This is a genomic window from Burkholderia sp. GW821-FHT14F03 (genome assembly GCF_058803765.1).
The window spans coordinates 40,390-67,027 of the sequence record NZ_JBXAPG010000040.1 but is presented as its reverse complement, the minus strand read 5'-3'; the positions used below and the strand labels follow the sequence as shown (position 1 = coordinate 67,027).

Here is a 26,638-nt window from a genome sequence, read left to right as displayed (position 1 = left end):
CGTCGCGTCATCGCGGCGCAGGATCCGGGCCGCTCGGCGCTATCGTCTGCGCCGTTTTCTTCGTCGGGAGTCGTGTTATGGATAATCGGGTGTCAGCGCACTTTAATGCCGACGCTTCATCGTTTTTCTCACGGCATGGATTCGAGTGGCGCGAATCGTGAAAGCCCGGCGCGAACTCAGTAGCGGTATCGGCAGGATTCCACGCGATATGACATCACGACAATTTTTCAGTGGCCGTGACGTCGACGGACTGACTGAATATCGCTGAATGCCGCGTCGCAGCTGGGATCTCAGGGCCGCGTGCCAGCGCTTCCTCATTAGCCTGCTCCTCGCTTCCACTTGTGCATATTGCACCACTGTCGTTTTGATTTCTTTAAATCGGGTTAAATTACCTGCCTATCGAATTGAATCAGGTTTGTAGTCGGAAAAAACTACGTTAATCCATGGTCGCGGCATCGTCTTTTAAAGCGAATGCGTCATCCCACCTTTCATCAAAATCCCTTTCCTCGTTAAAATGACGCCCGACACAAATGCCGATAACGAGACAATCCATCTCGCCACAATCAGAAACCGGGCTGACCACTGAGGGGTAACACGTTGAACATGCAGGATCTGATCCGGGCCATCCAGGGAGGCCTGATCCAGCAAGACCGACTGTTGCGGCTGGATACACCGCTGCCGGCGAACACGTTCGTTCCCAGGCGTGCGTTGGCGGTCTCGGCACTCGGTCGTGATTTCAGCTGGACCCTCGATGTCGTATCCGGGGCGGGCGACGTCGAACTGAAGAAGCTGATCGCGCAGCCCGTCACCGCATGGCTGCAGCAGGCCGACAAATCGTATCGCCCGTTCAACGGCTACGTGCACACGGCCCGCCGCCTGGGCGCGGACGGCGGTCTGACGAGCTATCAGCTGGTGTTCGCGTCGTGGCTGCACTTCCTGCGTTTCCGGCGCGACGAGCGCATCTGGCAGGACCGTCCCGCCGACGCGATCATTGCCGACGTCTTCAACGAACACCCCCAGGCCCGGGGGCACTTCCAGTTCGCGCTGTCGAAGCCGCTGCCGTCGCGCTCCTACTGCCGCCAAAGCGAAACCGACTGGAACTTCGTGCACCGCCTGCTCGAAGCGGAGGGGCTGTACGGCTTCTGGCGTCACGCCGACGACGGCAAGTCGCATACGTTCGTCATCACCGACACGCCGCAGTCGCTCGATGCGATGACGCCGGACACGATCCGCTTCCACCGCGCCGATCTCGGCAGCGAGCGCGACGCGCTCACGCAGTGGGCCGGCTCGCGCACGTTGCAAAGCACCGCGTTCGCGTCGCGCACGTTCGACTACAAGCAGCCGTCGACGCCGCACAACCCGAAGGGCACGTCGCTGCCGACCAAGGCGAACCAGGGCGAGCTGCCGGGGCAGACCGAGATCTACGAATACACGGGTGCGTACACCTACGGCCCGCAGGCGAACGGCGACCGGCTGTCGGCGATCCGGCTCGAGGAATGGGAGTCGCGCGCGAAGCGTTTCCACGGCGCGGGCGGCGTGCGCGGCGCGGACGCGGGCCGCCGTTTCCATCTCGCCGGGCATCCGGAGCACGACCGCGACGCGGCCGAGCAGCGCGAGTTCGTGATCATCGGGATCACGCGCGTGATCGAGAACAACCTGCCGCTGGGCGGCGGGGAGACGAACTTCCCGCACAGCCTCGCCGGCGCGATCGCCGAGGCGCGCGCGACGGGCGCATCCGCCGCGGCGAGCGTGCCGCACGCGGGCGATGGCGCGCAAGGGTTCTACCACGTCGAGATCGAGGCGCAGCGCGCGTCGGTGCCGTACCGCAGCGCGTTCGAGCATGCGAAGCCCGAGATGCATCTGGAGACGGCGATCGTGGTGGGGCCGAAGGGCGAGGAGGTGTATACCGACGACCTGAACCGTCACAAGGTGCAGTTCGTGTGGGACCGCCTGAACGCGGGCGACGAGCGCGCGTCGTGCTGGCTGCGCGCGGCGTTCTCGGACAGCGGTGCGGGCTACGGCGCGGTGCATCCGCTGCGGGTGGGCGAGGAGGTGATCGTCGACTACGTGGGCGGCGACTGCGATCGGCCGCTGATTACCGCGCGGGTTTACAACGGGGCGGTGAAGCCGCAGTGGCATTCGAACGGGATCCTGTCGGGCTACCGCACGAAGGAATACACGGGCAGCGGCTACAACCAGATGGTGTTCGACGATGCGACGGGCCAGAACCGCGCGCAGTTGTTCAGCAGCCAGGGCAATACGCACCTGCATCTGGGCTACCTGATCCAGCAGGACGGGAATGCGCGCGGGCCGTTCCTCGGGCAGGGCTTCGACCTGCGCACGGACGCCTACGGCGCGGTGCGCGCGGGCGGCGGCCTGTATGTGACGACCTATCCGAAATCGGCGGCGAGCCAGCCGTTCGACGCGAGCGACACGCATCGTCAATTGGGCAACGCGCAGCAGCTGCTCGACGCGCTGTCGAACGCGAGCGCGACCCATCACGCGGAGAGTTTGAGCGAAGGGCGCGCGGCGCTGGGCGCGCTGAGCGACGTGACGCGCGACACGAAGCCGGGCGGCACGACGGGCGGGCGCACGGCGGGCGGCGGGACGGGCTCGGCGGCGGCGTTCAAGGAGCCGGCGATGCTGTTCGGGAGCCCGGCGGGGATCGGCCTGTCGACGCAGCAGAGCACGCAGATCAGCGCGGACCAGCACATCAACGTGGTGAGCGGGCAGAGCACGCACGTGGCGGCGGGGAAGTCGCTGATCGCGAGCGTGACGGAGAAGCTGAGCCTGTTCGCGCAGAACGCGGGGATGAAGCTGTTCGCGGGCAAGGGCAAGGTGGAGATCCAGGCGCACTCGGACAACATCGAGCTGACGGCGCAGAAGACGGTGAAGATCCTGTCGGCGACGCAGACGATCGAGGTGGCCTCGCCGAAGGAGGTGCTGCTGACGTCGGGCGGCGCGTACGTGCGCATCGCGGGCGGCAACATCGAGATCCACGCGCCGGGCAAGATCGACATCAAGGGCGCGACGCACGCGTTCGAGGGGCCGGCGCAGCGCGACTATCCGCTGCCGGCGCTACCGATTCCGGCCGACGCGAAGCGCTTCAGCAACCGCGTCGACTTCTCGGGCCTCGATGCGATCTCGGAGACGGAGGGCGGCGCGCACGCCTGGGCGCATACGCCGTACTACGTGACGGGCGCGACCGGCGCGGTGATCGCGAGCGGCGTGACCGATCGTTTCGGCCAGGGCGAGCGCTTCTTCACGCGCGAGCAGGAAGACGTGCACGTGTGGATGGAGAAGGACGAATGGCTGAGCAGCGAGGAACTGGAAGCACCGGCCGACGCGCCCGGCGCGCCGGCCGGCGCGAAGATGCCCGACTGCTCGTACCTCGACGGCTCGAAGGGCCGCATCGACGCGCCGCCTGATTTCTACACGCCCAAGAACACGGTCACGATGGAGCCGCCGCAGGACACGAAGTTCAAGTTCCCGGGCGGCGGCGAGCAGGATGCGCTGCTCTACAAGGCGAAGATCAACGATCATCCGTTCGACATCCTGGTGCCGAAGAGTGGCGGACCCACCGGCACGGCGCTGCCGGATGCTCAGAGCATGGCGACGGCACTCTCGCGAGTGTCGCCCAAGCAACTGGCCGACCTGAGCCGGGTGTCGATGAACCCGGCTCCGAATCCGGCCGATGCGGACTGGCGCGAAACCTACAACGATCCGAATTTCTACTCGGCGGCGACCGCGAGCATCGCGCAGGGTGTCGCGTTCTATCCGTGGAAGGGCTGGGAGACGATTCCGCAGCAGTACGTCGACAGCACGATGACGCACGAAACCGGGCATCTGTGGAGCGAGGCGCTGTGGAAGAACGCCAAGCTCAAGCAGGACTATCTGGCCGCGATCGCAAAGGACGGCAAGGCGCCGTCCGATTACGGCAGTCATAATCCGACCGAGGATTTCGCGGAATCGGCCAACATGTACTGGTCCAGCCAGGGGACACCGTGTGAACAGGAAGGGAGAAAGCGCTATCCGGCCCGCTATGACTACTTCGACAAGATTGCCAAATGACATTCGCCGCGCGTCGGTGACACTCGTCCTGTCGGCGCTGCTCGTGAGCGGCTGCACGTCAGGCGCATTGGGAGGACACAGCATGAGCAAACCATGGCCCCCGGGGGCACAGGATCCGAAAGCGCCGCATCCCGGCACGATCACGGTGAAATTCGCGTGGGACGGTTCGACCGTCGTCAAGGATGCTTCGAAGATGTCCGATGCATTCATCTTCCGCTGTGGCGATGCGAACGGCAATCAGGTTCCCCGCGCGGAGGCGATCTGGTGCATTCCCGTCGTCGAGATCGAGACGGTATCGGCCGACGAGGCCGGCAAGCCGGTGCCGCCGAGGGGGGCGTATACGGTGTCGAGCTCGGTCTACGGTCCGAATCACCTGTTCCTCGAACACGTCGCGTCGGCGCCGAAGCCGCGCCCATGAGCGTGTTCCCGACCGCCCGCCGCCGAGGGAATCGACATGACGGATGATCCGTCCATCTACACCGTGCAGCCGAACGACACGCTGAGCGCGATCGCGCACCGGAAAGGCGTGCCGTGGAAGGAGATCGCGCGCGCCAATCAGATCCACGATCCGCGCACGCTGCAGCCGGGCCAGCGCCTGAGGATTCCGAAGAAGGCCGGCAAGATCAACACCAACACGCTCGACGCGGAGCACAACCCGCTGCCCGATGCCCCGTACAAGATCCGCAGCGGCGACAAGGAAGTGTCGGGCCGCACCACGAAGAGCGGCCAGCTCTCGGAATTCCTGCCGGACTTCACGGGGCAGACGGTCGAGATCTTTTTCCAGAAGCTGAACGGCGAATGGAAGAAGGTCTACGAGACGGTGGCGGAGGAGACGAACAAGCTGGTCACGCTCGTCAGCCCGCGCCTGCGCATCAAGACCCAGACGGAGCCGCATCCGGAAGGCGGCGGCGCGGCGCCGCGCAAGCCGCAGCAGCCGGCGCCGAAGGCCAAGCCGGCGGGCGACCAGACCGACTCGAAGTTCGGGCCCGACAAGGGCGTGAAGAAGCAGCAGACGAGCGACAAGTCGGGCGCGCCGGACCTGAAGGTCACGAGCGACGATGCCTCGCTCGACGAGTTCCTCGACAAGTACACGGGCGACCCGATCACCGAGCAGGACTTCGCGGACGCCGCGAAGGAGATCGGCTGCAAGGTGAACGTGATCAAGGCGGTGCACCAGACCGAGGTGGGCGGCGGCAGCTTCACGACGGTCGACGGGCGCACGGTGCCGAAGATCCTCTACGAGCGCCACTATTTCTACCGGCTGACGGGCAACAAGTACTGGGACACCAATCCCGACCTGTCCTACCCGATCGGCTATTACCGGCTCGGCACGCGCTACATCAAGAGCACGATGAAGCTGGTCGGCGAGGACGGCAAGACGCACGACGTCGACATCTGGCGGCGCTACAACAAGAAGAAGGACAAGGACCACTTCAAGGAAAGCGAGACCGGCAAGGAACTGCTCGCCGAGGGCGTGCTGGAGAAGGATCGCGACCTGTACGGCTCGCTGAGCTACCGGCGTCTGCGCAAGGCGTTCCGGCTCAATGCGTCGGCGGCGCTGGAATCGTGTTCGTGGGGCGCGTTCCAGATCATGGGTTCGAACTACAAGACGCTCGGCTACGCGAGCGCGCTCGAGATGGTGAGGGCGCTGTCGCGCTCGGAACGCGCGCACCTGAAAGGCTTCGTGGCCTTCGTGAAGGCCAATCCTTCGCTCGTCAAGGCGGCCAAGAACGAGGATTTCGCGAGCTTCGCGGCCGGCTACAATGGCTCGACCTACAAGGAAAACAACTACGACGTGGTCATGAAGGGACACTTCGACGCGTTCGAGAAGGCGGATGCCGCCAAGCAGAAAAAGGGCACCTGATGAAACGTTTCTGGATGGGCTGGGTTGCCGCGGCGACCCTGATGGCGGCGGCGGGCCCGGCGGCCTCGGCCGACGAACTGCGCGCCGGCATCTACGACCTGCGCACCGTGCCGGGCACGACGCTCGACTATCGCAAGGTCTATATCGCGGTCGACCAGGGCCGCGTGTCGGGCTTCTTCGACAATCCGTTCACGACGCCGGCGCAGAACGACCCCGATCGCGATCCGACCTGCCGGTTCCTGCTCGAACCGGCGAGCGTCCAAGGGCGCAGCATTCGCTTCGCGACCGCGTTCGCGGGCGAGCAGGGCGACGCGCTGCAGCTCACGTCGAACGGCCAGGGCGACTGGAAGGCGCAGGTCGGCGGCACGCTGCCGAACTGCGACATCCCGACCATCGAGACCAACGACTACCTGCGCCTGAACACGGAAAAGCCGTGGATCGGCTTCGCGAGCGTCGCGGCCAAGCGCGCGGCGCTGTACACGGCGGCGAACGAGGGCGCGCGCGGCAAGGCGTATCTCGTCAAGAACGACGTGGTGGCCGTGCTGGAACGCATCGGCCCGTGGGCGCGTGTCGATTACTTCTCGCGTGGCACCGACCTGATCCGCTGGATGAAGCAGTCGGACCTGCGCGACTGAGCCGGCGGGCGGGCCCGCCCGCCGCGTCGCTCAGGGCAGCGAGATCGTGAGGTTGGCGGATTCGGGCCCGACCTTGATCACCTGCGAATACGGCGCGAGCGCGCGCAGCGTGCTGTCCTTCAGGTAGCTGTTGAGCCCGAGGAAGGCGAGCAGGCCGACGAGCGCGAACACCGCGCCGATCGTCCACAGCGGCACCTCGCGCTTGAGCCGGTGCGCGATCTGGTCGGGCAGCGGCCAGTGCGGCGCGAACGGCGCGCGCTTGCCCTTCATGTGCGAGATCTCGTCGCCGAGGCGCGCGGTCAGGTAGGCGAGCTTCTCGGGCCCTTCGAGCAGGTACTTGCCCTGGAAGCCGAGCAGCAGGCACATGTGGAACACCTCGAGCGACTGCAGCCGCGCCGCGCCCTGCGCGCGGCATTCCTCGAGATACTGGAAGAACTTCTCGCCCGCGAGCTGCTCGCCGAACAGCACGAGCTGCAAGGGCCGGCGCTCCCATTCCGGACGAATCCGGAACTGCGACGACAGCACCGACTCGTCGATCGCCGCGCAGAACGCGAACTTGGCGGCATAGACGTCCTCGGCGGCGATGTTGAGCTTCTTCGCGCCGCGCTCGAAATCGCCGAGGAATTCCTGGATGCGGGTGCCGAATTCCGCCGCCTCGCCGGGCTCGCGGCCGTTCTTGAGCAGGAACAGCATGAAGAACCCGTCGTACAGCAGGTCCAGCAGCGTGCGGGCCTGGTGGTTCGCATCGGTGGAGGACGCCGAGGGCGGGGCGGCGGGCGGCGCGTTGCCGCCGAACAGGGAAGGCGCGTAGCTCATGATGTGACGGCGATCAGTTCGAATTTGAGGTCGGCGATCCCCGAGGGCGCGTAGATCATCGCCGACTGGGACTGCAGCATGCGGTCATACAGCGCGCTGCGCGCGTCGAGCGCGAAGTAGCACGCGCCGGGCCGCACGGGAATCGCGGGCGGCACCTGCGGCGTGTACGACAGCCGCACGCCCGGCATCGCGGACAGCACCAGCTTGTCGACGTCGTCGGGCGCGCCGATCTTGAAGCGCGCGGGCACGGCGTCGACCAGCTCGACCGACGGCATGTCGGCCGAGACCGCGAGGTAGAACTCGGTCTTGTCGTCGATTTTGCCGGAATCGAGGCGGCCGATGTGGAACGACGGCCGCACCTCTTCGAGCGTGATCGCGAAGTAGCGCGTCGAGATCACGGTTTCGAGCAGGTCGCGCAGGATCGTGTCGAGGCGCGCGAAGCCGGGGCCCGGATCGTCGTGCCGGTAGGCGGGCAGGTCGGCCAGCGCGTAGCCCTTCGAGAACGTCATCAGCTGGCCGGCCAGGCGCAGCAGCTCCTGGAACAGCCGCTCGGGATGCAGCGCCGCGTGCTGGTGCAGGTGCGCGAGCGCGGCGAACGCGGCGCTCGCCGTGTGCAGCAGCCAGAACGACGCGATGTCGCCCGAGCGGAATTCGATGATGTTCTTGCTCGGCTCGCGGTGGAAGCCGTAGAGCGCGTTGACCTTCGCCTGCAGCGCGTCGATCAGCTGGCGCAGGCGCTGGTGCAGGATCGGCGAGGCCTCGATCGCGAGGCACGGCGGCACGAAGCTGTCGTCGATCTCGAAGCCCGAGGTGGCGGTGCGGCGCACGCGCGCGAGCGGGATCGACAGCAGCTGGTCGCGCGGCTCGCTGTGCGCGATCAGCTTGACGTTGGTCTTGAGAAAGGTGATGTCGGCCTCGGCCGCATCGGTGAAGTGGTCGGCGACGGGCGCCTGCTCGCTCACGAAGCGCGACACGAAGCCGGCGTCGCGGTGCTCCGCGTAGTTCGAGCCGTTCTCGCGCAGCGGATGCAGCGCGAGATAGAAGGTGAATTCGTTGATGCCGTCGGGCAGCGTGTCGAGCGCGATCGGCGGCGGCAGCTCGTCGGCCTGCGGCGCGGAATAGAGCGCGCCGTCGGGGAACACCAGCGACAGCTCGCTCGCTCGCAGCACGTTGCTGCCGAGCGCGTCGCGGTCGAAGCGCACCGAGCGCACCCCCCAGTTGTACGGCTGGATCGCCTGGATCGACTCGAACAGCCGAGCCTCGTGGTAGGCGTCCTGTCGCTGAAAGTGCTGGGGCCTCAGAAACAGCCCTTCTCCCCATAGCACCTTGGCCGAATAACTCATGTCGAACCCGGTTTAATGTGATTGCACGGCAAGCCGCTTTATTCGCGCCCTGAATTTAACGCGAAACTGTAAATTCGTGTTAAATGGCGCCATTGTGCCAGTCCTTCTTTTAGCCGCAGCTGACAGATGAAAGTAAATCGAGCCGGCCGGCCGGCACGCCTTGTTGCGGCGAGATTACGGAGCCGCCCGTCACGGTCATCGCGCAGTTGTGCAGGCCGATGATTATGCCGGATTTCTCGGACTTCGCCGGATCGAAAGTGAGCTTCCAGCGCTGCAATGCAGGATCGCGAAACAATGCGACGATGCCGAATGCCTGCGCTTCACGCGAGACTTTCTCGGTGGCGTTGTAACGCTGGCCCGGAATCAGCGTGATTTCGCGCACGCTCAACAGGTCGCCGCCCAGCGCGGCCTTTTCCTTGCCCGCATCGGTAAAACTGTCGAACGGCGCCTGCTGGAACGAGGTCGGATCCTTGAGCGCGTAGAGGCGCACGACCAGCGCGAGCGGCCGGTTGTCGTTGGCGGCGTTGAGGTTGGGCGCCGCGTAGAGCGTGATGCCTAGATTGCGCGGCGGCTTCTGGGCGTCGGGCAGATCGGGCTTGCCGATCCCCGCCATCTGCAGCGCCGCGCTGCCCGCCGAGCCGAGCAGCGGAACCGCCGCGGCGCAGCCGCCCAGCAAGGCGCACGCGGCGAGCGGCAGGATGTAGCGATTCAAAAGCGAATTCATCGTGTTTCGGGGCGGATGCCCGTCACTCCCTGTCAGAACTACCAGTTCAATCGGATTGCGTGAAAGTGAAATCGCAGCTGGCTGCTCAACTATCGGGCATTAATGCGTTATCCACAAATAACGACGGAAATTTTTTCCGATAATCGTTTGAGTGGGTATATTTCGGGTAATTATTGCCAATCGACAGGCTATGCGAATCGCTCCCTGGATTGCTCTCAGCCACAATCGATGCGGAGAACATGCGCTTTAAATGCGCTAAAGCCTCACATGAAGATTGAATTATGAAAAATTGATCGGTACTATACCCGCGCGCTTGTGGCAAAGCAAAACTGCCGATTCTCAACGATTTAAAATTTCCGCGCCGGTGATATAACGATGAAAGACCGTCTCTTCGCAAAACTTTCTGGGGTAGTGTTGGCATGCGGCGTGATCGCCGGCTGCGCTTCGACGCAGACCGCGGCGCCCACGCCCGAAGTGTTCAACAAGTCGTTGGCCGACGCCGACGCAGTGGCGAAGGGCGGCGATCAGGATCGCGCGATCGGCCTCTATCAGGAACTCGCCAAATCGGATCCCACGCGTGAGGAGCCGTGGTCGCGCATCGCGCAGATCCAGTTCCAGCAGGGTCACTACGGCCAGGCCATCGTGGCGGCGCAGGAAGCGCTGCAACGCGACCAGACCGACCGCCAGGCGAAGAGCGTGCTGGCCGTCGCCGGCCTGCGCATCGCCACCACCTCGCTCGGCGAACTGCGCCAGGACGCCTCGCTCGCGGGCGACGCCAAGTCGGACGCGCAGGCGCTCGCGAAGCAATTGCGCGACACCCTCGGCGAACAGGCGCTGTTCCCGGCCGACCAGCAGCCGAAGCCGGTCGTGAAGAAGCGCCGCATCGTGCGCCGCCTGAAGGCGCCCGCGCATGAGGGCGCGCCGGCCGATGCGACCACCGCCGCGGCCCCTGCCGCCGCGCCGGCCGCCGCGCCGGCCGCCACCGCACCCGCGGCGCCCGTCGCGGCCCCGGCGAAGGCCGCCGGCGGCGATCCGTTCAGCGCGCTGCGCTGAGTGTCGCGCGTGATCCATACCTAACCGGGAGCCGTCGAGATGGCCAAGAAAGAAAGCATCCAGAAGCGCTTGCAGAAAATCCGGCCGCCCCGCGTCCAGCTGACCTACGAGGTTGAGCGGGGCGATGCGATCGAGGTCAAGGAGCTGCCGTTCGTGGTCGGGGTCGTCGGCGACCTGGCGGGCCAGTCGGAAGTCGAGCAGCCGAAGCTGCGCGACCGCAAGTTCGTGAACATCGATCGCGACAATTTCGACGACGTGATGAAGGGGGTCGAGCCGCGCGCCGTGTACCAGGTGGAAAACCGCCTGAGCGAAGGCGGCGGCAAGTTCGCGGTCGACCTGAAGTTCAAGTCGCTCGCCGACTTCAATCCGGATGAGGTGGTCGCGCAGGTCGAGCCGCTGCGCCGCCTGCTCGAGGCCCGCTCGAAGCTCGCCGACCTGCGCAACAAGCTCGCAGGCAACGACAAGCTCGAGGATCTTCTGAGCGAGGTGCTGAGCAACACTCAGCAATTGGAGGCTCTGGCGAAGAGCTCGGGCGGCGACAAGCAGGGCGAATAAAGCACGGGGTGTGAGATGAACCAGCAAACAGCCGCCGTCCAGGCGAACGGCGCGGCAAGCAGCACCGAATCCTCGCTGCTCGACGAGATCGTCGAGAAGAGCAAGGTCGCGAAATCCGATTCCGAGCACGCGCGCGCGAAGGACCTGATCGGCGAACTCGTCCATCAGGTGCTCGACGGCACGGTGGTGGTGTCGGACAACCTGTCGGCGACGATCGACGCGCGCGTCGCGGAACTCGACCGGCTGATCTCCACGCAGCTGAGCGCGGTGATGCACGCGCCCGAGTTCCAGCGCCTCGAAAGCACCTGGCGCGGGCTCGACTATCTCGTGAAGGAAAGCAACACCGGCTCGACGATCAAGATCAAGGCGCTGCACGCGCCGAAGCGCGATCTCGTGCGCGATTTCAAGACCGCGAGCGAGTTCGACCAGAGCGCGCTGTTCAAGAAGGTCTACGAAGAAGAGTTCGGCACCTTCGGCGGCGCGCCGTTCGGCGCGCTGGTCGGCGACTACGAGATCTCGCGCCAGCCGGAAGACATGTACTTCATCGAGCAGATGTCGCATGTCGCGGCCGCCGCGCACGCGCCGTTCATCGCGTCGGCCGCGCCCGAGCTGCTCGGCCTCGAATCGTTCGCCGACCTCGGCAAGCCGCGCGATCTCGGCAAGGTGTTCGACACGGTCGAGTACGCGAAGTGGAAGTCGTTCCGCGACGCCGAGGATTCGCGCTACGTGGGCCTCACGCTGCCGCGCTTCCTGGGCCGGCTGCCGTTCAATCCGAAGGACGGCGCGACCGCGGAAGGCTTCAACTTCCTCGAGGAGGTCGACGGCACCGACCACAGCAAGTACCTGTGGTGCAACGCCGCGTGGGCGTTCGCCGCGCGCCTCACGGCCGCGTTCGACGACTTCGGCTGGTGCGCCGCGATCCGCGGCGTCGAGGGCGGCGGCCTCGTCGAGGACCTGCCGACCCACACGTTCCGCACCGACGACGGCGAGATCGCGCTCAAGTGCCCGACCGAGATCGCGATCACCGATCGCCGCGAGAAGGAGCTGAGCGACCTCGGCTTCATCCCGCTCGTCCATTGCAAGAACTCCGACTACGCCGCGTTCTTCGCCGCGCAGTCGGTGCAGAAGCCCAAGAAATACAGCACCGACAGCGCGAATGCGAATGCGGTGCTCTCCGCGCAACTGCAGTACATCTTCTCGGTGTCTCGTGTCGCGCACTACCTGAAGGCGATGATGCGCGACAAGATCGGAAGTTTCGCGTCGGCGCAAAACGTCGAAGTATTCCTGAATCGCTGGATTTCGCAGTACGTGCTGCTGGATGACAACGCGAGTCAGGAACAAAAAGCGCAGTTCCCGCTGCGCGAAGCCTCCGTGCAGGTCGCAGAGATTCCCGGCAAGCCGGGCTCGTATCGTTCGGTCGCGTTCCTGCGGCCGCACTTCCAGCTCGACGAGCTGTCGATCTCCCTGCGTCTGGTCGCGGATCTGCCCAAATCGGCAAACTCATAAACGAAGCAAAATCGCCCGGGCGGGCCGCCCGGGTAGGAAGTTAAAACCACCTCTTTGGGGAGTCGACGCGTCATGTTAGACATCTATCTGAAATTCGGGAACCCGGCCATCCAGGGTGAATCGCAGGACAAGGATCACGCCAACTGGGTCGAAGTGAAATCGTGGGATCACTCGATCGTGCAGCCGCGTTCGGCGACGTCGTCGACCTCGGGCGGCCACACGTCGGAGCGCTGCGAGCACGGCGACATGGTCTTCACGAAGGAAATCGACAAGGTCAGCCCGCTGCTGTACCAGCACGCATCGGGCGGCACCACGTTCGACGAGGTCTCGATCGACTTCATGCGCTCGGACGGCGAAGGCCAGCGCGTCAAGTACCTCGAGATCAAGCTGAAGTACGTGATCATCTCCAGCGTGACGCCGAGCGTGCAGAAGGAAGGCCTGCCGGTCGAGCAGTTCTCGCTGAAGTACGCCGCGGTCCAGTGGAAGCAGACCCAGCAGAAGATCGGCGGCAACCAGGGCGGCAACACCCAGGGCGCCTGGAGCCTGACGAAGAACGACAAGACCTACGCGGTCTAAGCGTTCGACGGGAACGGGGCACGGCGTGCCCCGTTCCCGTTTTGCGTCCTGCCTCCGATGAAACGCTTCGAGCCGAGTTTTCTCGACAAGCTGTTCGACGACGAACCGCATCTGCCGGCCTCTCCGGCCATGCGGCAGTTGTCGCTGGAAGAACTGAAGAACACCGTCGCCCGCGACGTCGAGGCGATCCTCAATACGCGGATCGCGCTGACCGAGCAGGATCTGGCGACGCTGCCGGAGTGCCAGCGCTCGGTGCTGACCTACGGGCTCAACGACTTCGCGGGGCTCAGCCTCGCGAGCCACTACGACCGGACCTTCATCTGCAAGTCGATCCAGCAGGCGATCGCGCGGCACGAGCCGCGGCTGCAGCAGGTCGCGGTCACGTTTGAACTGAACGAGCAGTCGACCAACGCGTTGTATTTCGCGATCCAGGCGCTCCTCGTCGTGCACCCGGCGGAAGAACCGGTGAACTTCGACGCGATGCTGCAGCCGTCGACGCTGCAATATTCGGTGACGCGCACGCGCGCCGCCAAGGTATAGACCAGCCTGCCGCGGCACGCGCCGGGCGCCGCGCGGCGCCCTTCGGCCGGTCGGCAGTGAAGTGTGAGGTTTCGGGGATCATCGATGGAAGAGCTGCTGCCGTACTACGAACGCGAATTATCGTTTTTGCGGCGCTATTCGCACGATTTCGCGAATCGATACCCGAAGATCGCCGCGCGCCTCGCGCTGTCCGGCGAGCACTGCGAGGATCCGCACGTCGAGCGCATGATCGAGTCGTTCGCGCTCCTGGGTGCGCGCATCAACAAGAAGCTCGACGACGACTACCCCGAATTCACCGAGGCGCTGCTCGAAGTCCTCTATCCGCACTATCTGCGGCCGTTCCCGTCGTGCTCGATCGCGCAGTTCGCGCCGTCCGCGACGCTCGCGCAGCAGACCGAGCCGTTCGTCGTCGCGCGCGGCACCGAGCTGAAGAGCCGCGCGATCCGCGGCGTGCAATGCCAGTTCCGCACCGCCTACGACGTGACGCTCGCGCCGATCCGCATCAGCGAGGCGCGCTACGCGTCGATCGCGACCGCGCCGAGCGCGACCGTGCTGCCCGGCAACGCCACCGGCGTGATCTCGATCACCTTCGAGTCGACCGCGCCGCAGCTCGATCTCGCGGCGCTGAAGGTCGGGCGGCTGCGCGCGCACCTGCACGGCGAGCAGTCGTTCGTCGCCGCGCTGTCGGACTGCCTGTTCGCCAATGCGCTCGCGACCTATGTCGAGGCCGAGCGCAACGGCCAGTGGCGCGCGGTGCGCCAGACGCCGTTCGAGCAGGCGGGCTTCGACGAGGCCGACGCGCTGATCGACTATCCGGCCAAGTCGCATCCCGCCTACCGGCTGCTGACCGAGTATTTCGCGTTTCCCGACAAGTTCGACTTCGTCGACTTCGATCTCGCCGCGCTCGCGCGCCAGGCGGGTCGCTGCCACCGGCTGACGCTGCACGTGGTGCTCAAGGAGGTGCGTGGCGACTCGCACGTGGCGCGGCTGCTCGACATGCTGTCGGCGCATCACTTCCGGCTGTTCTGCACGCCGGTCGTCAACCTGTTCAAGCAGCACGGCGAGCCGATCCGGATCAACCATCAGGCGGTGTCCTACCCGGTGATCGCCGAATCGCGGCGCGCCTTCGCCTACGAGGTGTATTCGATCGACTCGGTGCACCTGGTGCGGCAGACCGCGCATGAGGAAGCGGTGATCGAGTTCCGGCCGTTCTACTCGCTGCATCACGGCGAGGCGGCGCGCGCCGGCCACTACTGGTTCGCGCGGCGCAACGACTGGGTCGCGCAGAAGAGCCCCGGCTACGAGACCGAGATCTCGATCGTCGACATCGATTTCGAGCCGGCCGCGCCGCAGACCGACACCCTGAGCCTCGACCTCACGTGCACCAACCGCGACCTGCCGGCGGGGCTCGCGACGGGCCTCGAAGGCGGCGACCTGTTCCTCGACGGCGGCGCGCAGACGGGCGCGATCTCGATGCTGCGCCGGCCGACGCCGAGCGTGCGCTTCGAGCGGGGCCGCTCGGTGCACTGGCGGCTGATCTCGCATCTCGCGCTCAATCACGTCTCGCTCGCCGACCACGGGCTCGCCGCGCTCAAGGAAATGCTCACGCTCTACGACCTGCGGCGCACCGCGGTGTCGATCCGCCATATCGACGGGATCGTCGGCATCGAGCAGAAGGGCGCCGTGCAGTGGCTGCCGGGCAAGCCGTTCGCGACCTTCGTGCGCGGCATCGAGGTGCGCGTGACGGTCGACGAGGAGCATTTCGTCGGCACGAGCCTCGCCTCGTTCGTGCGGGTCATCGACACGTTCTTCGGCCTCTACGTGCACCTGAACAGCTTTGTCCAACTGATCGTCGTGTCGAAGCGCACCGGCGAGGAGATCATCCGATGCAAACCACGCAGCGGCGAATCGATCCTGGCGTAGTCGAGCGGCTGCTCGACGAACCGCACCGCTTCGAGTTCTTCCAGGCGGTGCGGCTGCTCGAGACCTGGTTCGGGCGGCGCGCCTCCGACGTGCGCTACGCGGCGCGGCCGGGCGAGATCGTCGCGCGGCGCATCGGCTTTCGCAACACGATCTCGCTCAGCTTCCCGCCGAGCGAGCTCGAGCGCGCGCGTTCGTTCGACGCGGCGGGCGCGCTGCTCAAGCGCGACGGCGACGGCGCGGCCGGGGAGGCCGAGACCGTACACGAGGTCGAGCGGGTCGAACTGACGCCGGCGTTCTTCGGGCTCCTGGGCGGACAGGGCGCGCTGCCGCTGCACTACACCGAGCAGATCATCGCGCGCGAGCAGATCAAGCGCGACCACGCGGCGCGCGAATTCTTCGACGTGTTCTCGAACCGCGCGACCGCGCTGTTCTACGCGGCGTGGAAGAAGTACCGGCTGCCGCTCCACTACGAGCTGGACCGCGACGAGCGCTACCTGCCGCTGCTGCTGTCGCTCGCGGGCGTGTCGAACGCCGACGCGCGCAGCAGCGTGCAGGAGGGCCCGGGCGCGCTGATCGACGAGGCGATCGCGGGCTATGCGCTGGCCGCGCGGCACCGGCCGGTGTCGGCCGCCTACCTGCAGCGCACCCTGTCCGAGTATTTCCGCGTGCCGATCCGCGTCGAGCAGTTCGTCGGCAAGTGGTACGACGTGCCGCCCGACCAACTGACCGTGATCGGCAACGTCAACGCGACGCTGGGCGCGACGGCGCTGGTCGGCGAGCGGGTCTGGCAGCGCGACATGCGCGCTCGGCTCGTGGTCGGGCCGCTGTCGAAGCGCGACTACGAGGCGTTCCTGCCCGGCGAGGAGCGCGCGGTCGCGCTCGAACGGATGCTGACGCTGCTGGCCGGCGTGACGCTCGAATACGAGGTGTCGCTCGTGCTCAAGCACAGCGAGGTCGGCGCGAGCGTGCTGAGCGGCGGCGCGCGGCTCGGCTGGGACGCGTTCCTGTGCACGCGCGCGGCGGTGCGCGACCGCGCCGACGCGCGCTACGAACTGCATGTCATTCACTGATAACAACGATCGAACCTGAGTGGACCGTATCCCATGAGCACGCCTCTGAAGACCCTGATTGCGAAACTGAATCCGATTTCCCGGAAGGCGACGGAGCGCGCGGCGAGCCTGTGCTTTTCACGCGGTCAGTTCGAGGTCGATCTCGAACACCTGTTCGTCGCGCTGCTCGACGAGGCGACGGGCGATCTGCCGCTCGTGCTGCGCGCGAGCGGCGTCGATCCGCACGCGCTGCGCGCCGACCTGGAGCGCGAGCTTGAAAAGCTGAAGACCGGCAACACGCGCACGCCGGTGTTCTCGGCGCATCTGGCCGGCTTGTTCGAACAGGCGTGGCTGATCGCGTCGCTCGATTCGCAGATCGGCCGGATCCGCTCGGGGCACCTGCTGCTCGCGCTGCTGACCGGGCCGGACCTCGCGCAGTTCGCCCAGCGCATGTCGCTGCAGTTCGCGCGGGTGCGCGTGACCGATCTCAAGCACAAGTTCGACGAACTGACGGCTGGCTCGGTCGAGGCGGAGCCGCGGCAGGGCGAGGCCGATGCGGCGGTGCCCGACGGCAGCGACGCCGGCGCGGCGGCCGGCCCGTCGAAGACGCCGGCGCTCGACACCTACACGACCGACCTCACGCAGCGCGCCCGCGAAGGCCGCATCGATCCGGTGATCGGCCGCGAGGCGGAGATCCGCCAGGCCATCGACATCCTGATGCGACGGCGCCAGAACAACCCGATCATGACCGGCGAGGCCGGGGTCGGCAAGACCGCGGTGGTCGAGGGGCTCGCGCTGCGGATCGCCGCGGACGACGTGCCGCCGCCGCTGCGCGGCGTCGCGCTGCGCGCGCTCGACATGGGCCTCCTGCAGGCCGGCGCGAGCGTGAAGGGCGAATTCGAGAACCGGCTGAAGAGCGTGATCGAGGAGGTCAAGCAAAGCCCGCACCCGATCATCCTGTTCATCGACGAGGCGCACACGATCATCGGCGCGGGCGGCCAGGCCGGCCAGAACGACGCGGCGAACCTGCTCAAGCCCGCGCTCGCGCGCGGCGAGCTGCGCACGATCGCGGCGACCACCTGGAGCGAATACAAGAAGTACTTCGAGAAGGACGCGGCGCTCGCGCGGCGCTTCCAGGTCGTGAAGGTCGAGGAGCCGTCCGAGCCGCTCGCGGCGGCGATGCTGCGCGGCATGGCGGGGCTGATGGAACGCCACTTCAACGTGCGGATCCTCGACGACGCGATCACCGAGGCGGTGCGCCTGTCACACCGCTACATCAGCGGCCGGCAGCTGCCGGACAAGGCGATCAGCGTGCTCGACACCGCCTGCGCGAAGGTCGCGCTCGCGCACAGCGCGACGCCCGCCGCGATCGACGACACCCGCAAGCGCATCGAGCGGATCGAGGTCGAGCTGGCCGCGCTCGAACGCGAGGCGGCGGCCGGCGCGCATCATGACGCGCGGCTCGCCGAACTGCGCGCCGAGCGCGACGCGGACCTCGACGCGCTGCGCGCGGACGAGGCGCGCTACGCGGCGGAGCGCGCGCAGGTCGAGGAGATCGGCGCGCTGCGCGCGATGCTCGACGCGGCGCGCGAGCCGTCGGCCGAGGGCGGCCGGATCGACGCTGAGGCGACGCGCGCCCAGCTGGAGTCACGCGTGGCCGCGTTGCGCGAGTTGCAGGGCGCGCAGCCGATGGTGCCGCTGCAGGTGGATGCGCAGGTGGTGGCCGAGATCGTCGCGTCGTGGACCGGGATTCCGCTCGGCCGCATGGTGAAGGACGAGATCCAGACCGTGCTGAACCTGCAGGGGCTGCTCGCCGCGCGCGTGATCGGCCAGGATCATGCGCTGGAGGCGATCATGCAGCGCGTGCGCACCGCGAGCGCGAGCCTGGAGGATCCGAACAAGCCGCGCGGCGTGTTCATGTTCGTCGGACCGTCGGGCGTCGGCAAGACCGAAACCGCGCTCGCGCTCGCCGACATCCTGTACGGCGGCGAACGCAAGCTCGTCACGATCAACATGAGCGAGTACCAGGAGGCGCACAGCGTGTCGGGGCTGAAGGGTTCGCCGCCGGGCTACGTCGGCTACGGCGAGGGCGGCGTGCTGACCGAGGCCGTGCGCCGCAATCCGTATTCGGTGGTGCTGCTCGACGAGGTCGAGAAGGCGCACCCGGACGTGCTGGAGATGTTCTTCCAGGTGTTCGACAAGGGCGCGATGGACGACGCCGAGGGGCGCGAGATCGACTTCCGCAACACGCTGATCATCCTGACCTCGAACGTCGGTTCGTCCGCGGTGATGCAGGCGTGCCTGAACAAGACGCCGGAGGAGCTGCCCGATGCGGACGCGCTCGCCGAGACGCTGCGCCCGCAGCTGTACAAGACCTTCAAGCCCGCGTTCCTCGGCCGCATGAAGGTGGTGCCGTACTACCCGATCTCCGACGACGTGCTGGCGGAGATCATCGAACTGAAGCTGGAGCGCATCCGCCGGCGCATCGAGACGAACCACCAGGCGGTGTTCGAATGGGACGAATCGCTGGTCGAGGCGGTGCTCGCGCGCTGCACCGAGGTCGATTCGGGCGCGCGCAACGTCGACCACATCCTGAACGGCACGCTGCTGCCGGAGATCGCCGGGCACGTGCTCGGCCGGATCGCCGACGGCGCGGCGCTGGCGCGCATCGCGGTGCGCGCGGACGACGCGGGCGCGTTCGAGTACACGGTCGAATGACGCCGCGGCGCCCGCGCGACAGGCGGGCGCCGCGCTTACACGGATTCACGCTGTCATGAATTGCTGAGCCTCACACCATGCCGATCAAGCTTTCCGAACTGCTGGCGCCCGTCAGCGACACCTCGCCGTGCGGCGACGATCTCCTGTTCTCGTCGGAATTCGACGCGATCCAGCACGCGCGCAAGTTCGACGATCCGTCGCTCGATCAGGGCGAGTGGATCACCGAGATCAAGGAGGCCGACTGGGGCTTCGTCGTCGATCATGCGGCCGAGCTGTTGCGCGGCCAGACCAAGGACCTGCGGCTCGCCGTGTGGCTCACCGAGGCGCTCGCGCTGGAGGAGGGCGTCACGGGGCTCACGCAGGGCTACGCGCTGCTGACGGGGCTGTGCCGTCAATACTGGGAGCAGGTGCATCCGCTGCCCGAGGGCGACGACGCCGAATACCGGCTCGGCAACGTCGCGTGGCTCGCGACGCGCACGGCCGAGCTGCTGCGCGCGGTGCCGCTGACGGAGGGCGCGTCGAGCGCCTACAGCGCGCTCGACTGGGAGATCGCGCAGCACGTCGCGCAGGCGGTCAAGCGCGATCCCGAGCACGCGGACGACATCGCGCGCGGCAAGCCCGCGGTCGAGCAGATCGAGGCGTCGAAGCGGATGACGCCGGTGGCGTTCTACGCGACGCTGCTCGGCAACCTGAGTGCGTTCGAGGTGGAGCTGAACGCGCTCGAACAGGAACTCGACCAGCGCGCCGGCGATGCCGCGCCGAGCTTCCGGCAGGCGCGCGATGCGTTCCGCGGCGTGTACCTGCTGGCCGAGCGCTTCGCGCGCGAGCAAGGCCTGTCGACCGATGCGCCGAAGGCCGCGCCGGCGCCCGATGCGCCGCCGGCGGTGGGGCGCGCGGAACCGTCGTTCAAGACCCCGCTTCAATTGGAGGAAGCCGTGCCGACCTCAACTGTCGCCGCCCGTCCGGTCACGCCGGCGCCCATCGTGATCGCGGGGATCCAGAACCGCGCGCAGGCCGTCGAGCAATTACGCTCGGTCGCGCGCTACTTCCGTGCGACCGAGCCGCACAGCCCGGTCGCGTATCTGGCGGACAAGGCGGCGGAGTGGGCCGACATGCCGCTGCACCAGTGGCTGGCCTCGGTCGTCAAGGATGACGGCTCGCTCGCGCACCTGCGCGAATTGCTCGGCGTGAAGTCCGACGAGGGCAACTGAGCGCGCGGAGCACCCGGCCGGGATGCCGGCCGGACTTGCCGCGCGCCGGACGCTTACTGCCCCGCCCGGAACTCGATCCGGCGGTTGCGCGCGCGCCCGTCGTTGCTGTCGTTCGATGCGATCGGCTGATCCGGCCCGACGCCCGTCGTGCTCAGCTGCTGCGACGCGATCCCCTTCGTGATCAGGTACCCCTTCACCGCATCGGCGCGCGCCTGGCTCAGCGCGATGTTCGAGGTCCGGTTCCCCGAGTTGTCGGTGTGGCCGATGATCTCGACGGTGCGGTTCGTCATCTTGCCGAGCGCGCCCGCCATCTGGTCGAGGATCTGCTTGCCCTGCGGCGTGAGGGTCGCGCTGCCGGTCTCGAACTCGATGGTGCGGTTCGCGAGCGTCTGGTCGAGCAGGCCCTGCTCGGACGCGCTCACGCGCAGCCCGTTGCGGATCGTGTAGGTCGGGTTCAGCGCGTTCGCCATGTCGCTCGCGAGCTGCTGGCGCTGCGCCTCGTTGTGCACCTCGCCCTTCACGTCGATCTGCGTGCCGTCGATCTTCAGCTGCCCCTTGCTGATCTGCTTCAGTTGCGGGCCGATCAGCTTCTGCACGTTCGTCGTCCAGTTCGGCGGCGTCGCGACGTCGCCGACCTCGATCTGGTCGACCACGTTCGCCGCGCCGTAGGTGTCGCGCAGCCGCTGCAGCACGGCGGCCTTGGTCGCCTCGTCGGGCACCTTGCCGCCCACCACCACCTGGCCCGGCGTCGCGTTCGCGGGCGCGGGCGTCGAGACCACCGCGCCCTGTCCGGCGCTGCCCGCGAGCGCGGGCGCGCCGGCCTGCGACGGCGGCGCGAGCACGGTCGTCTTCACCGTGATGCCGCTGTTGTCGACCGGCGTGACGGTCGCGGGCCCGAGATTGTCGGCGTGCGCGACGCCGGCGCAGAGGCCGCCGGCGAGGAGCGCGAGCGGCAGCGCACGCAGCGCGGCAAAGCGGAACGGGAGGCGCTTCTTCGTCATGGCGTCAGGCTCCGATGAACGCTTCGTGGAAGGTGTCGATGCCCACGCGGAGCGACAGTTGCGGCTGTTCGAGGTAGCTGACGAGCTTGCTGATCCCATGGTCATTCTGTGCATGTCCGTCGATCCACTCGGGATCGTCGATGTCGATGTTGTGTTCGGCGTAAGTCTGCGGATCGACCACGCTGTGCAGGGTGCGCGCGGATGCGCCGTTGAAGCCGATGATCAGCCGTTCGCGCTCGGCGATCGTGCCGATGAAGATCGCGAGTTCGAAATCGGCGCGCGACACGAACGGCGCGACGAGTTCGAGCCAGAACGCGGCCACCAGGCTGCGGTAGAACGGATCGACCGGCAGCGGCAGCGTGAGGCCGCGCTCGATGTGCGAGGAGCCGCTTTGCATGACCGGCCGCAGCAGCGAGCCGAGCGCGAGCATCGCGCCGCGCAGCCGCACCGGGTGGCCGCTCGCGAGCAGCATCTGTTCGAGGCCGGCCAGGGTCTGGTGCTCGACGAAGTCGTTGAAGGTGCCGTCGTGCGCGCTGCCCGGGCCGCCCGTGTCGATCGGCACCTGGGTGTCGCCGAGCGCCTGCAGCGCGCCCGGCGGCTCGTCCTTGCCGAGCAGCCCCTGCATCTGCGCGGCCGCGCGCGACCACAGCCGCGCGAACGCGAGCGGGCTGCGCGCGAGGAACGGCAGCGGCCGGTCGACCTCGAGCGCGGTCGCGGCGAGGAACGGGAAGCGCCGGTTCGACGCGTCGTGGCTCGCGACCATGTGGCCCGCGACCGCGAGCTTGCTGCGTGAGCCGAGGAACGCGAAATGCATCGGCTTCGCGCCTTCGTAGACGATCTTCCAGCGCGGATCGTCGGCGAGCAGCTCCATCGCGCGCGCGATCCACTGATCGAGCGTCTGCAGCAACTGCGGGTTGTGCGGGCTCTTCACGAAGTCGCCGCGCGACGGGATCTTGCCGAAGTAGGCGATCTGGGCCTGGACCGTTTGCGTCATTGCGCCCCCTGTGCGTTCGATGCGGCCGCCGCGGTCACGGCGGCCGGTGCGGCGCCGGACGCGCCGACGGGTGACGGCGCCGCGTTGACGGCGTTGCCCGCGCTCACGTCGGCGACCGACGACGGCAGGCGCATGCCGCGCAGGCTCTGCTGCTGCGGGGCGTCGCCGCTGCTCGCGGTGGGCTGCGAGGTGCTGATGATGCGCATCGTCACCGACAGGGTCACGTTGCCCTGCGTCCAGGTCAGGTCGAAGGTGCCGTCCGGCCGGCGCTTGCGCTGCGCGGAGTTGATCAGCTTCTCGAGACCGTAGCGGCCCGGCTCGTTGACGATCTGCAGCGTGCGGCCGTCGAAGGTGGTCGCCGTCAGCGTCGCGCCCGCCGAGCCCTGCGGGTTCGGCCACACGAAGTTGGTCCACTGCGGCGGCGTGTTGCGGTAGCGCAGCTGCTGGCCGTCGATCGCGATCGTGTACTCGGTCGTGCCGCTGCTCGGCTGCGGCAGGATCTGGAACACGGTCTGCGGCTCGGACGAACCGCCCGCGCTCGCGGCGGCGGCGCCGCCCGCGAGCGGCGCGACCCAGCGCGAGAAGCCGCTCGTGAAGTCCGGCGTCAGCGCGAGCCCCATGTCGCCCCAGGTGCGCGCGGACAGCGAGTCGCCGCGGCGCACCGCGAGCGGCCCGAGCGTCGTGCCGACGAACTTCGCGATCGAGCCGTCCGGCCCGAACACCTGCGCGATCTCGCCCGCGCCGGCCTCGACCTTCGCGCCCGGCGCGAACGGATACTTGTTCGCGAGCGAGCCCTGGAACTGTTGGTAGACCTGCGCGTTCCACACCTTGTTGACCTCGACGCTGGCCGGCTGGATCACCACCGCGAAGGCCTGCATCAGCGGCCGCACGAGCAGCGGCCGCAGCGACTTGCGTTGCGAATCGGTGAGGCCCGTCAGCATCTGCTCGTCGACGAACTTGAGCGAATCCGCGAGTTCCGAGCCGCTGCCGTCGAGCGTCTGCTGCATCAGCTGACGCGCGCCCGGCCCCGGATCGCCCTGGTTCTTGATCACGTTGAAGCGGGTGCGGACCTTCGACAGCGTGTCCATGTAGCCGGCGAGCATCGAGGTGCCGTCATGGGTCGCGACGATCCGGCCCAGGCCGATGAATTCCTGCCCGATCGGGCCCATCGGCGTGTCGGCGGGATTGCCGTTGATGTCGACGTTGGCCGCGAGCTGGCCGCCCGGCTGGCGCGTGAACCACTGCTTGACCCAGTTGACCATGCCCGTCTGCGCTTTCTTGAGCGTCACGTTCGCGAGCGACGGGTTGTCCCACGAGGTCTGGTCGTAGGCGGTTTCGAGCACCTTGCGGATCGGCGAGTCCTGCGGGTCGCCGAGCTTGTTCATGCCGTCGACGGCCTGCCCGAAGCTGCCGAAGCCCTGCACCGCGATGCCCTGCATGAACTTCTGCCAGTGCTGCGCGTACTCGTTCTTGTACATCGCCACCAGGGTCTTCTGGATCTGCTCGGGGCTGCCTTCGAGCGTCAGGTCGTCCTGGGTCGCGGTGTTCAGCACCCAGTCCTTCGCCTGCAGCTCCTTGGTCGCGGCGTCGCGGATCGCGGGCTGCACGTACTGGAACCACGCGTCGCGCGTGAAGGTGCCCGGAATCGCGTAGCTGCCGGCGATCAGGTTGGTGTTGCCCTCGCCGACGATGCGCGCGATCGTCATCGGCGCGAAGCGGGTCGACGCGCGCGCCTTGATCTCCTCATACACGCGCTGGCGCGCCGGCATGCCGCGCACCACGCGGCGCAGGTTCTCGCGGGTCTGGTCGACCAGCGCGAGGTTCGAGTCGATCATCGGCCAGTCGTTGTCGGACACCCGCGACAGGTAGAAGGTGATCATCCGCTCCGCGCTCTTGATCATCTCGTCGCGCGGCATGTTGCCCCGGTTGGTTTCGAGCCAGCCGCGCCAGAAGCGCGCGATCTGGTCGGTCAGATGGGCCTGCTCGACGTGGCGCTTGTCGGACAGCATCAGGTAGGTCTTGAGCGCGTTGTACGCGTCCTCGACGTTGGTCGGCGAGGCGTCGTTGTACAGGCCGCCCTGCGCGTTCGGCGCGGGAACCTTGTCGGACACCGGCACCGCGCCCGATTCGGGCGCGCGCGTCATCGGCGCGAGCTGGTCGGGATGCGCGTTGACGTCCTTGAGGAACGAGGCGAGATTGCCCGCGACCGGCGCGAGCAGGATCTGGCGCACGCCGTTGTAGTACTCGGTCAGCAGGTGCTGTTCGAGACGGTCGCCCTGGTAGAGGCCGAGCGACACCGACAGCGGCTTGTCGCGGCGGAACTGCTCGAGCTGCTCGATGCGGTCTTCGAGGATGTCCATGGCCTGCAGGCGCGACTGCAGGTCGTTGCGGTTCTGCTGGAGGCGCGTCACGTTGTCGAGATCGGCCTGCACGTTGGTGACGAGCTGCTGGTTGCCGATCGTCGACCAGGTCCAGCCGCCGAGCGCGAGCGCGAGCACGGCGACGAAGCCGAAGAAGGTCGCGTAGCGCATCCGGGTCTTGGTCGGGCTCGCGAACTGGCGGACCGTCTGGCGGTCCGCGAAGATCACCTTCGAGAACAGGTCGCGCAGGAAGAAACCGTTTTTCGAGAACGCGCTGGCCGGCTTCGGCAGGCTCGAGGCGTCCAGCCCGAAGCGCGACGCGATGCGCTGCGCGGCCGCGCTGTTGGTTTCGCCCTCCTGCAGCGCGCTGGTGAAGTAGAAGCCGCGGAAGATCGGCTTGTACTGAAACGGATTGTTCTCGAACAGCGTCGCGAGGAACGCGCGCAGCGCGGGCTTGATGGTCGAGAATTCGAGCGGGAAGCTCAGCTGGCCCGGCGACAGCGGCTGGCCGCGATGGATCGACAGCTGCGCGACGCTGATTTCCTTGAGGCCGTCGTACAGTTCCTCGAAACGCTCGTCGAACTGCGCGACGACGTCGCGCTTCTCGTCCGGCTCATAGGGCAGGGTCGCGCCCCACACGCGGTCGTATTCCTGGCGGTCGCTGCTGCTGAAGAACTCGGTGAAGCCGGTGATCAGGTCGGCCTTCGTGAACATCACGTAGACCGGGGCGAACACTTCGAGCTTCTCGGTCAGCTCCTGCACGCGCTGGCGCAGGTTTTTCGCGAGGTTGATGGCGAATTCGGGGCGGTTGCCGGTGAGTTCGGCGATGCTGGCGGTGACGATGATGCCGTTGATCGGCGCCTTCGGACGGTAGCGCTTGAGCAGCCCGAGGAAGCCGAGCCACTCGGTGCGGTCTTCCTCGTGCACCGAGTAGCGGCCCGCCGTGTCGAGCAGGATCCCCTCGGTGGTGAAGAACCAGTCGCAGTTGCGGGTGCCGCCGATGCCGTGGATCACCGCGCTGTTCTTGTCCGCGAACGGGAATTGCAGCCCGGAGTTGATCACCGCGCTGCTCTTGCCGGCGGCCGGATTGCCGATCACGATGTACCACGGCAGTTCGTAGAGCGCCGACCCGCCGGAGACCTGGCCGATCTTCGAGGTCTTGATGGTCTTCACCGTATCGACGAGCCGGGTGCGCAGCGTGTCGAGTTCGGCCTGCTTCGCGGGCTCGGCGGCCGGGGTCGACTTGCCGACCTCGGCCTGCTGTTCGAGCATGTCGCCGAGCTTGCGGTTCGCGCTGCGCACCCGCAGGCGGCGCACGAGCCGGACCAGTAGCCACAGCGCGAGCACGGCGGCGAGCACGACGGCCGGCCACACGTAGGCGATCTGCAGCACGTCGGCGGCGATGAACAGGACAGCCGCGAGCGCGAGGATGCCGACGATCGAGAGCGTGCGTGGATGTGTCAACACGTTGAGGAAGCGTTGCATAGGACGTTCAGGTTCCGGTGCGATTCAATGGGGTGGGGCGCGCATGCGCCGCGCGCGGCGGGTGGGCGCGCGCATCGTTCCGCGTGACGGGGGGCGTCGGGGTCACGCGGTCGGCGATGCAAAACAGCGGGAAGCGGGCCGGGCGGCCGCGCGGGGCGCAGCGCGATGGCCGGAAGCGGGCAGGCCGCGGACGCGGCGCGCGCGGTGCTTGCGA

At 67.2% G+C, this 26,638-nt stretch carries 19 protein-coding genes; 13 read left to right on the top strand and 6 right to left on the bottom strand.

The genetic code is table 11. The features are described from left to right. The first annotated feature begins 597 nt into the window (after window positions 1–597). The 4 genes from AC1RQF_RS24685 to AC1RQF_RS24670 all read left to right on the top strand — a co-directional run bounded on the left by AC1RQF_RS24685 (window position 598) and on the right by AC1RQF_RS24670 (window position 6,570). Window positions 598–4,071, top strand: coding sequence for a type VI secretion system Vgr family protein (locus tag AC1RQF_RS24685; RefSeq protein ID WP_492873157.1), 3,474 nt, complete (start codon window positions 598–600; stop codon window positions 4,069–4,071). An 82-nt stretch (window positions 4,072–4,153) separates the two neighbouring features. After that, window positions 4,154–4,489, top strand: coding sequence for a hypothetical protein (locus AC1RQF_RS24680; protein ID WP_274000890.1), 336 nt, complete (start codon window positions 4,154–4,156; stop codon window positions 4,487–4,489). Window positions 4,490–4,525: 36 nt separating this feature from the next. Next, window positions 4,526–5,935 carry a LysM peptidoglycan-binding domain-containing protein gene (locus tag AC1RQF_RS24675; RefSeq protein WP_274000891.1) on the top strand — a complete coding sequence of 470 codons (1,410 nt, stop codon included), beginning with the start codon at window positions 4,526–4,528 and terminating at the stop codon, window positions 5,933–5,935. Further along, window positions 5,935–6,570, top strand: coding sequence for a hypothetical protein (locus AC1RQF_RS24670; RefSeq protein ID WP_274000892.1), 636 nt, complete (start codon window positions 5,935–5,937; stop codon window positions 6,568–6,570). The genes AC1RQF_RS24675 and AC1RQF_RS24670 overlap by 1 nt, the downstream gene beginning before the upstream one ends. Window positions 6,571–6,600: 30 nt before the next feature. Here the strand turns inward: AC1RQF_RS24670 and AC1RQF_RS24665 are convergent, their stop codons facing one another. The 3 genes from AC1RQF_RS24665 to tssJ form a co-directional block, all read right to left on the bottom strand. After that, the gene (locus AC1RQF_RS24665; RefSeq protein WP_274000893.1) at window positions 6,601–7,386 is read right to left on the bottom strand and encodes a DotU family type IV/VI secretion system protein; all 786 of its coding nucleotides are present in this window, start codon (window positions 7,384–7,386) and stop codon (window positions 6,601–6,603) included. Then, window positions 7,383–8,729, bottom strand: coding sequence for a type VI secretion system baseplate subunit TssK (gene tssK / locus AC1RQF_RS24660; protein WP_274000894.1), 1,347 nt, complete (start codon window positions 8,727–8,729; stop codon window positions 7,383–7,385). Before tssK ends, AC1RQF_RS24665 begins: the two co-directional genes overlap by 4 nt. A gap of 109 nt (window positions 8,730–8,838) precedes the next feature. Beyond that, window positions 8,839–9,453: a type VI secretion system lipoprotein TssJ gene (tssJ, locus tag AC1RQF_RS24655; RefSeq protein WP_274000896.1), complete on the bottom strand. Its 615-nt coding sequence runs from the start codon at window positions 9,451–9,453 to the stop codon at window positions 8,839–8,841. 375 nt (window positions 9,454–9,828) lie between these two features. On the opposite strand from tssJ, the gene AC1RQF_RS24650 reads away from it, so the two are divergent. From AC1RQF_RS24650 to tssA, 9 genes are all read left to right on the top strand, one after another. After that, a complete protein-coding gene (locus AC1RQF_RS24650; RefSeq protein ID WP_274000898.1) occupies window positions 9,829–10,506 on the top strand; it encodes a tetratricopeptide repeat protein in 678 nt (225 codons plus the stop codon). Between the two features lie 39 nt (window positions 10,507–10,545). Then, window positions 10,546–11,061, top strand: coding sequence for a type VI secretion system contractile sheath small subunit (tssB, locus tag AC1RQF_RS24645; protein ID WP_252985181.1), 516 nt, complete (start codon window positions 10,546–10,548; stop codon window positions 11,059–11,061). Window positions 11,062–11,076: 15 nt separating this feature from the next. After that, entirely contained in the window at window positions 11,077–12,567 is a 1,491-nt protein-coding gene (tssC, locus tag AC1RQF_RS24640) for a type VI secretion system contractile sheath large subunit (RefSeq protein ID WP_274000900.1), read from the top strand. 72 nt (window positions 12,568–12,639) lie between these two features. Continuing rightward, window positions 12,640–13,143, top strand: coding sequence for an Hcp family type VI secretion system effector (locus AC1RQF_RS24635; protein ID WP_274000901.1), 504 nt, complete (start codon window positions 12,640–12,642; stop codon window positions 13,141–13,143). Window positions 13,144–13,200: 57 nt separating this feature from the next. Further along, the gene (gene tssE / locus AC1RQF_RS24630) at window positions 13,201–13,683 is read left to right on the top strand and encodes a type VI secretion system baseplate subunit TssE (protein ID WP_252985184.1); all 483 of its coding nucleotides are present in this window, start codon (window positions 13,201–13,203) and stop codon (window positions 13,681–13,683) included. An 84-nt stretch (window positions 13,684–13,767) separates the two neighbouring features. After that, entirely contained in the window at window positions 13,768–15,606 is a 1,839-nt protein-coding gene (gene tssF / locus AC1RQF_RS24625) for a type VI secretion system baseplate subunit TssF (protein WP_274000903.1), read from the top strand. Further along, the gene (gene tssG / locus AC1RQF_RS24620) at window positions 15,570–16,676 is read left to right on the top strand and encodes a type VI secretion system baseplate subunit TssG (RefSeq protein ID WP_274000905.1); all 1,107 of its coding nucleotides are present in this window, start codon (window positions 15,570–15,572) and stop codon (window positions 16,674–16,676) included. Before tssF ends, tssG begins: the two co-directional genes overlap by 37 nt. 33 nt (window positions 16,677–16,709) lie before the next feature. Further along, window positions 16,710–19,373 carry a type VI secretion system ATPase TssH gene (gene tssH / locus AC1RQF_RS24615; RefSeq protein WP_492873156.1) on the top strand — a complete coding sequence of 888 codons (2,664 nt, stop codon included), beginning with the start codon at window positions 16,710–16,712 and terminating at the stop codon, window positions 19,371–19,373. A 77-nt stretch (window positions 19,374–19,450) separates the two neighbouring features. Continuing rightward, window positions 19,451–20,584: a type VI secretion system protein TssA gene (gene tssA, locus AC1RQF_RS24610; protein ID WP_274000909.1), complete on the top strand. Its 1,134-nt coding sequence runs from the start codon at window positions 19,451–19,453 to the stop codon at window positions 20,582–20,584. A 53-nt stretch (window positions 20,585–20,637) separates the two neighbouring features. Here the strand turns inward: tssA and AC1RQF_RS24605 are convergent, their stop codons facing one another. Genes AC1RQF_RS24605 through tssM form a run of 3 tightly spaced genes read right to left on the bottom strand, consistent with a single transcriptional unit; the run spans window position 20,638 to window position 26,424 of the window. Beyond that, window positions 20,638–21,585, bottom strand: coding sequence for an OmpA family protein (locus AC1RQF_RS24605; RefSeq protein ID WP_274000911.1), 948 nt, complete (start codon window positions 21,583–21,585; stop codon window positions 20,638–20,640). A 4-nt stretch (window positions 21,586–21,589) separates the two neighbouring features. Continuing rightward, entirely contained in the window at window positions 21,590–22,579 is a 990-nt protein-coding gene (gene tagF / locus AC1RQF_RS24600; protein WP_274000913.1) for a type VI secretion system-associated protein TagF, read from the bottom strand. Beyond that, window positions 22,576–26,424 (bottom strand): type VI secretion system membrane subunit TssM, encoded by a 3,849-nt coding sequence (gene tssM / locus AC1RQF_RS24595; protein WP_492873155.1) that lies wholly within the window; start codon window positions 26,422–26,424, stop codon window positions 22,576–22,578. Before tssM ends, tagF begins: the two co-directional genes overlap by 4 nt. Between the last annotated feature and the right edge of the window lie 214 nt (window positions 26,425–26,638).

Bases quoted from the DNA above. Each gene is read 5' to 3' on its own strand.
- AC1RQF_RS24605 (WP_274000911.1), bottom strand. From the start codon at position 21,585: ATGACGAAGAAGCGCCTCCCGTTCCGCTTTGCCGCGCTGCGTGCGCTG.
- AC1RQF_RS24665 (WP_274000893.1), bottom strand. From the start codon at position 7,386: ATGAGCTACGCGCCTTCCCTGTTCGGCGGCAACGCGCCGCCCGCCGCC.
- tssG (WP_274000905.1), top strand. From the start codon at position 15,570: ATGCAAACCACGCAGCGGCGAATCGATCCTGGCGTAGTCGAGCGGCTG.
- AC1RQF_RS24670 (WP_274000892.1), top strand. From the start codon at position 5,935: ATGAAACGTTTCTGGATGGGCTGGGTTGCCGCGGCGACCCTGATGGCG.
- tssC (WP_274000900.1), top strand. From the start codon at position 11,077: ATGAACCAGCAAACAGCCGCCGTCCAGGCGAACGGCGCGGCAAGCAGC.
- tssF (WP_274000903.1), top strand. From the start codon at position 13,768: ATGGAAGAGCTGCTGCCGTACTACGAACGCGAATTATCGTTTTTGCGG.
- tssJ (WP_274000896.1), bottom strand. From the start codon at position 9,453: ATGAATTCGCTTTTGAATCGCTACATCCTGCCGCTCGCCGCGTGCGCC.
- tagF (WP_274000913.1), bottom strand. From the start codon at position 22,579: ATGACGCAAACGGTCCAGGCCCAGATCGCCTACTTCGGCAAGATCCCG.
- AC1RQF_RS24635 (WP_274000901.1), top strand. From the start codon at position 12,640: ATGTTAGACATCTATCTGAAATTCGGGAACCCGGCCATCCAGGGTGAA.
- AC1RQF_RS24680 (WP_274000890.1), top strand. From the start codon at position 4,154: ATGAGCAAACCATGGCCCCCGGGGGCACAGGATCCGAAAGCGCCGCAT.
- AC1RQF_RS24650 (WP_274000898.1), top strand. From the start codon at position 9,829: ATGAAAGACCGTCTCTTCGCAAAACTTTCTGGGGTAGTGTTGGCATGC.
- AC1RQF_RS24675 (WP_274000891.1), top strand. From the start codon at position 4,526: ATGACGGATGATCCGTCCATCTACACCGTGCAGCCGAACGACACGCTG.
- tssK (WP_274000894.1), bottom strand. From the start codon at position 8,729: ATGAGTTATTCGGCCAAGGTGCTATGGGGAGAAGGGCTGTTTCTGAGG.
- tssE (WP_252985184.1), top strand. From the start codon at position 13,201: ATGAAACGCTTCGAGCCGAGTTTTCTCGACAAGCTGTTCGACGACGAA.
- tssH (WP_492873156.1), top strand. From the start codon at position 16,710: ATGAGCACGCCTCTGAAGACCCTGATTGCGAAACTGAATCCGATTTCC.
- tssB (WP_252985181.1), top strand. From the start codon at position 10,546: ATGGCCAAGAAAGAAAGCATCCAGAAGCGCTTGCAGAAAATCCGGCCG.
- tssA (WP_274000909.1), top strand. From the start codon at position 19,451: ATGCCGATCAAGCTTTCCGAACTGCTGGCGCCCGTCAGCGACACCTCG.
- tssM (WP_492873155.1), bottom strand. From the start codon at position 26,424: ATGCAACGCTTCCTCAACGTGTTGACACATCCACGCACGCTCTCGATC.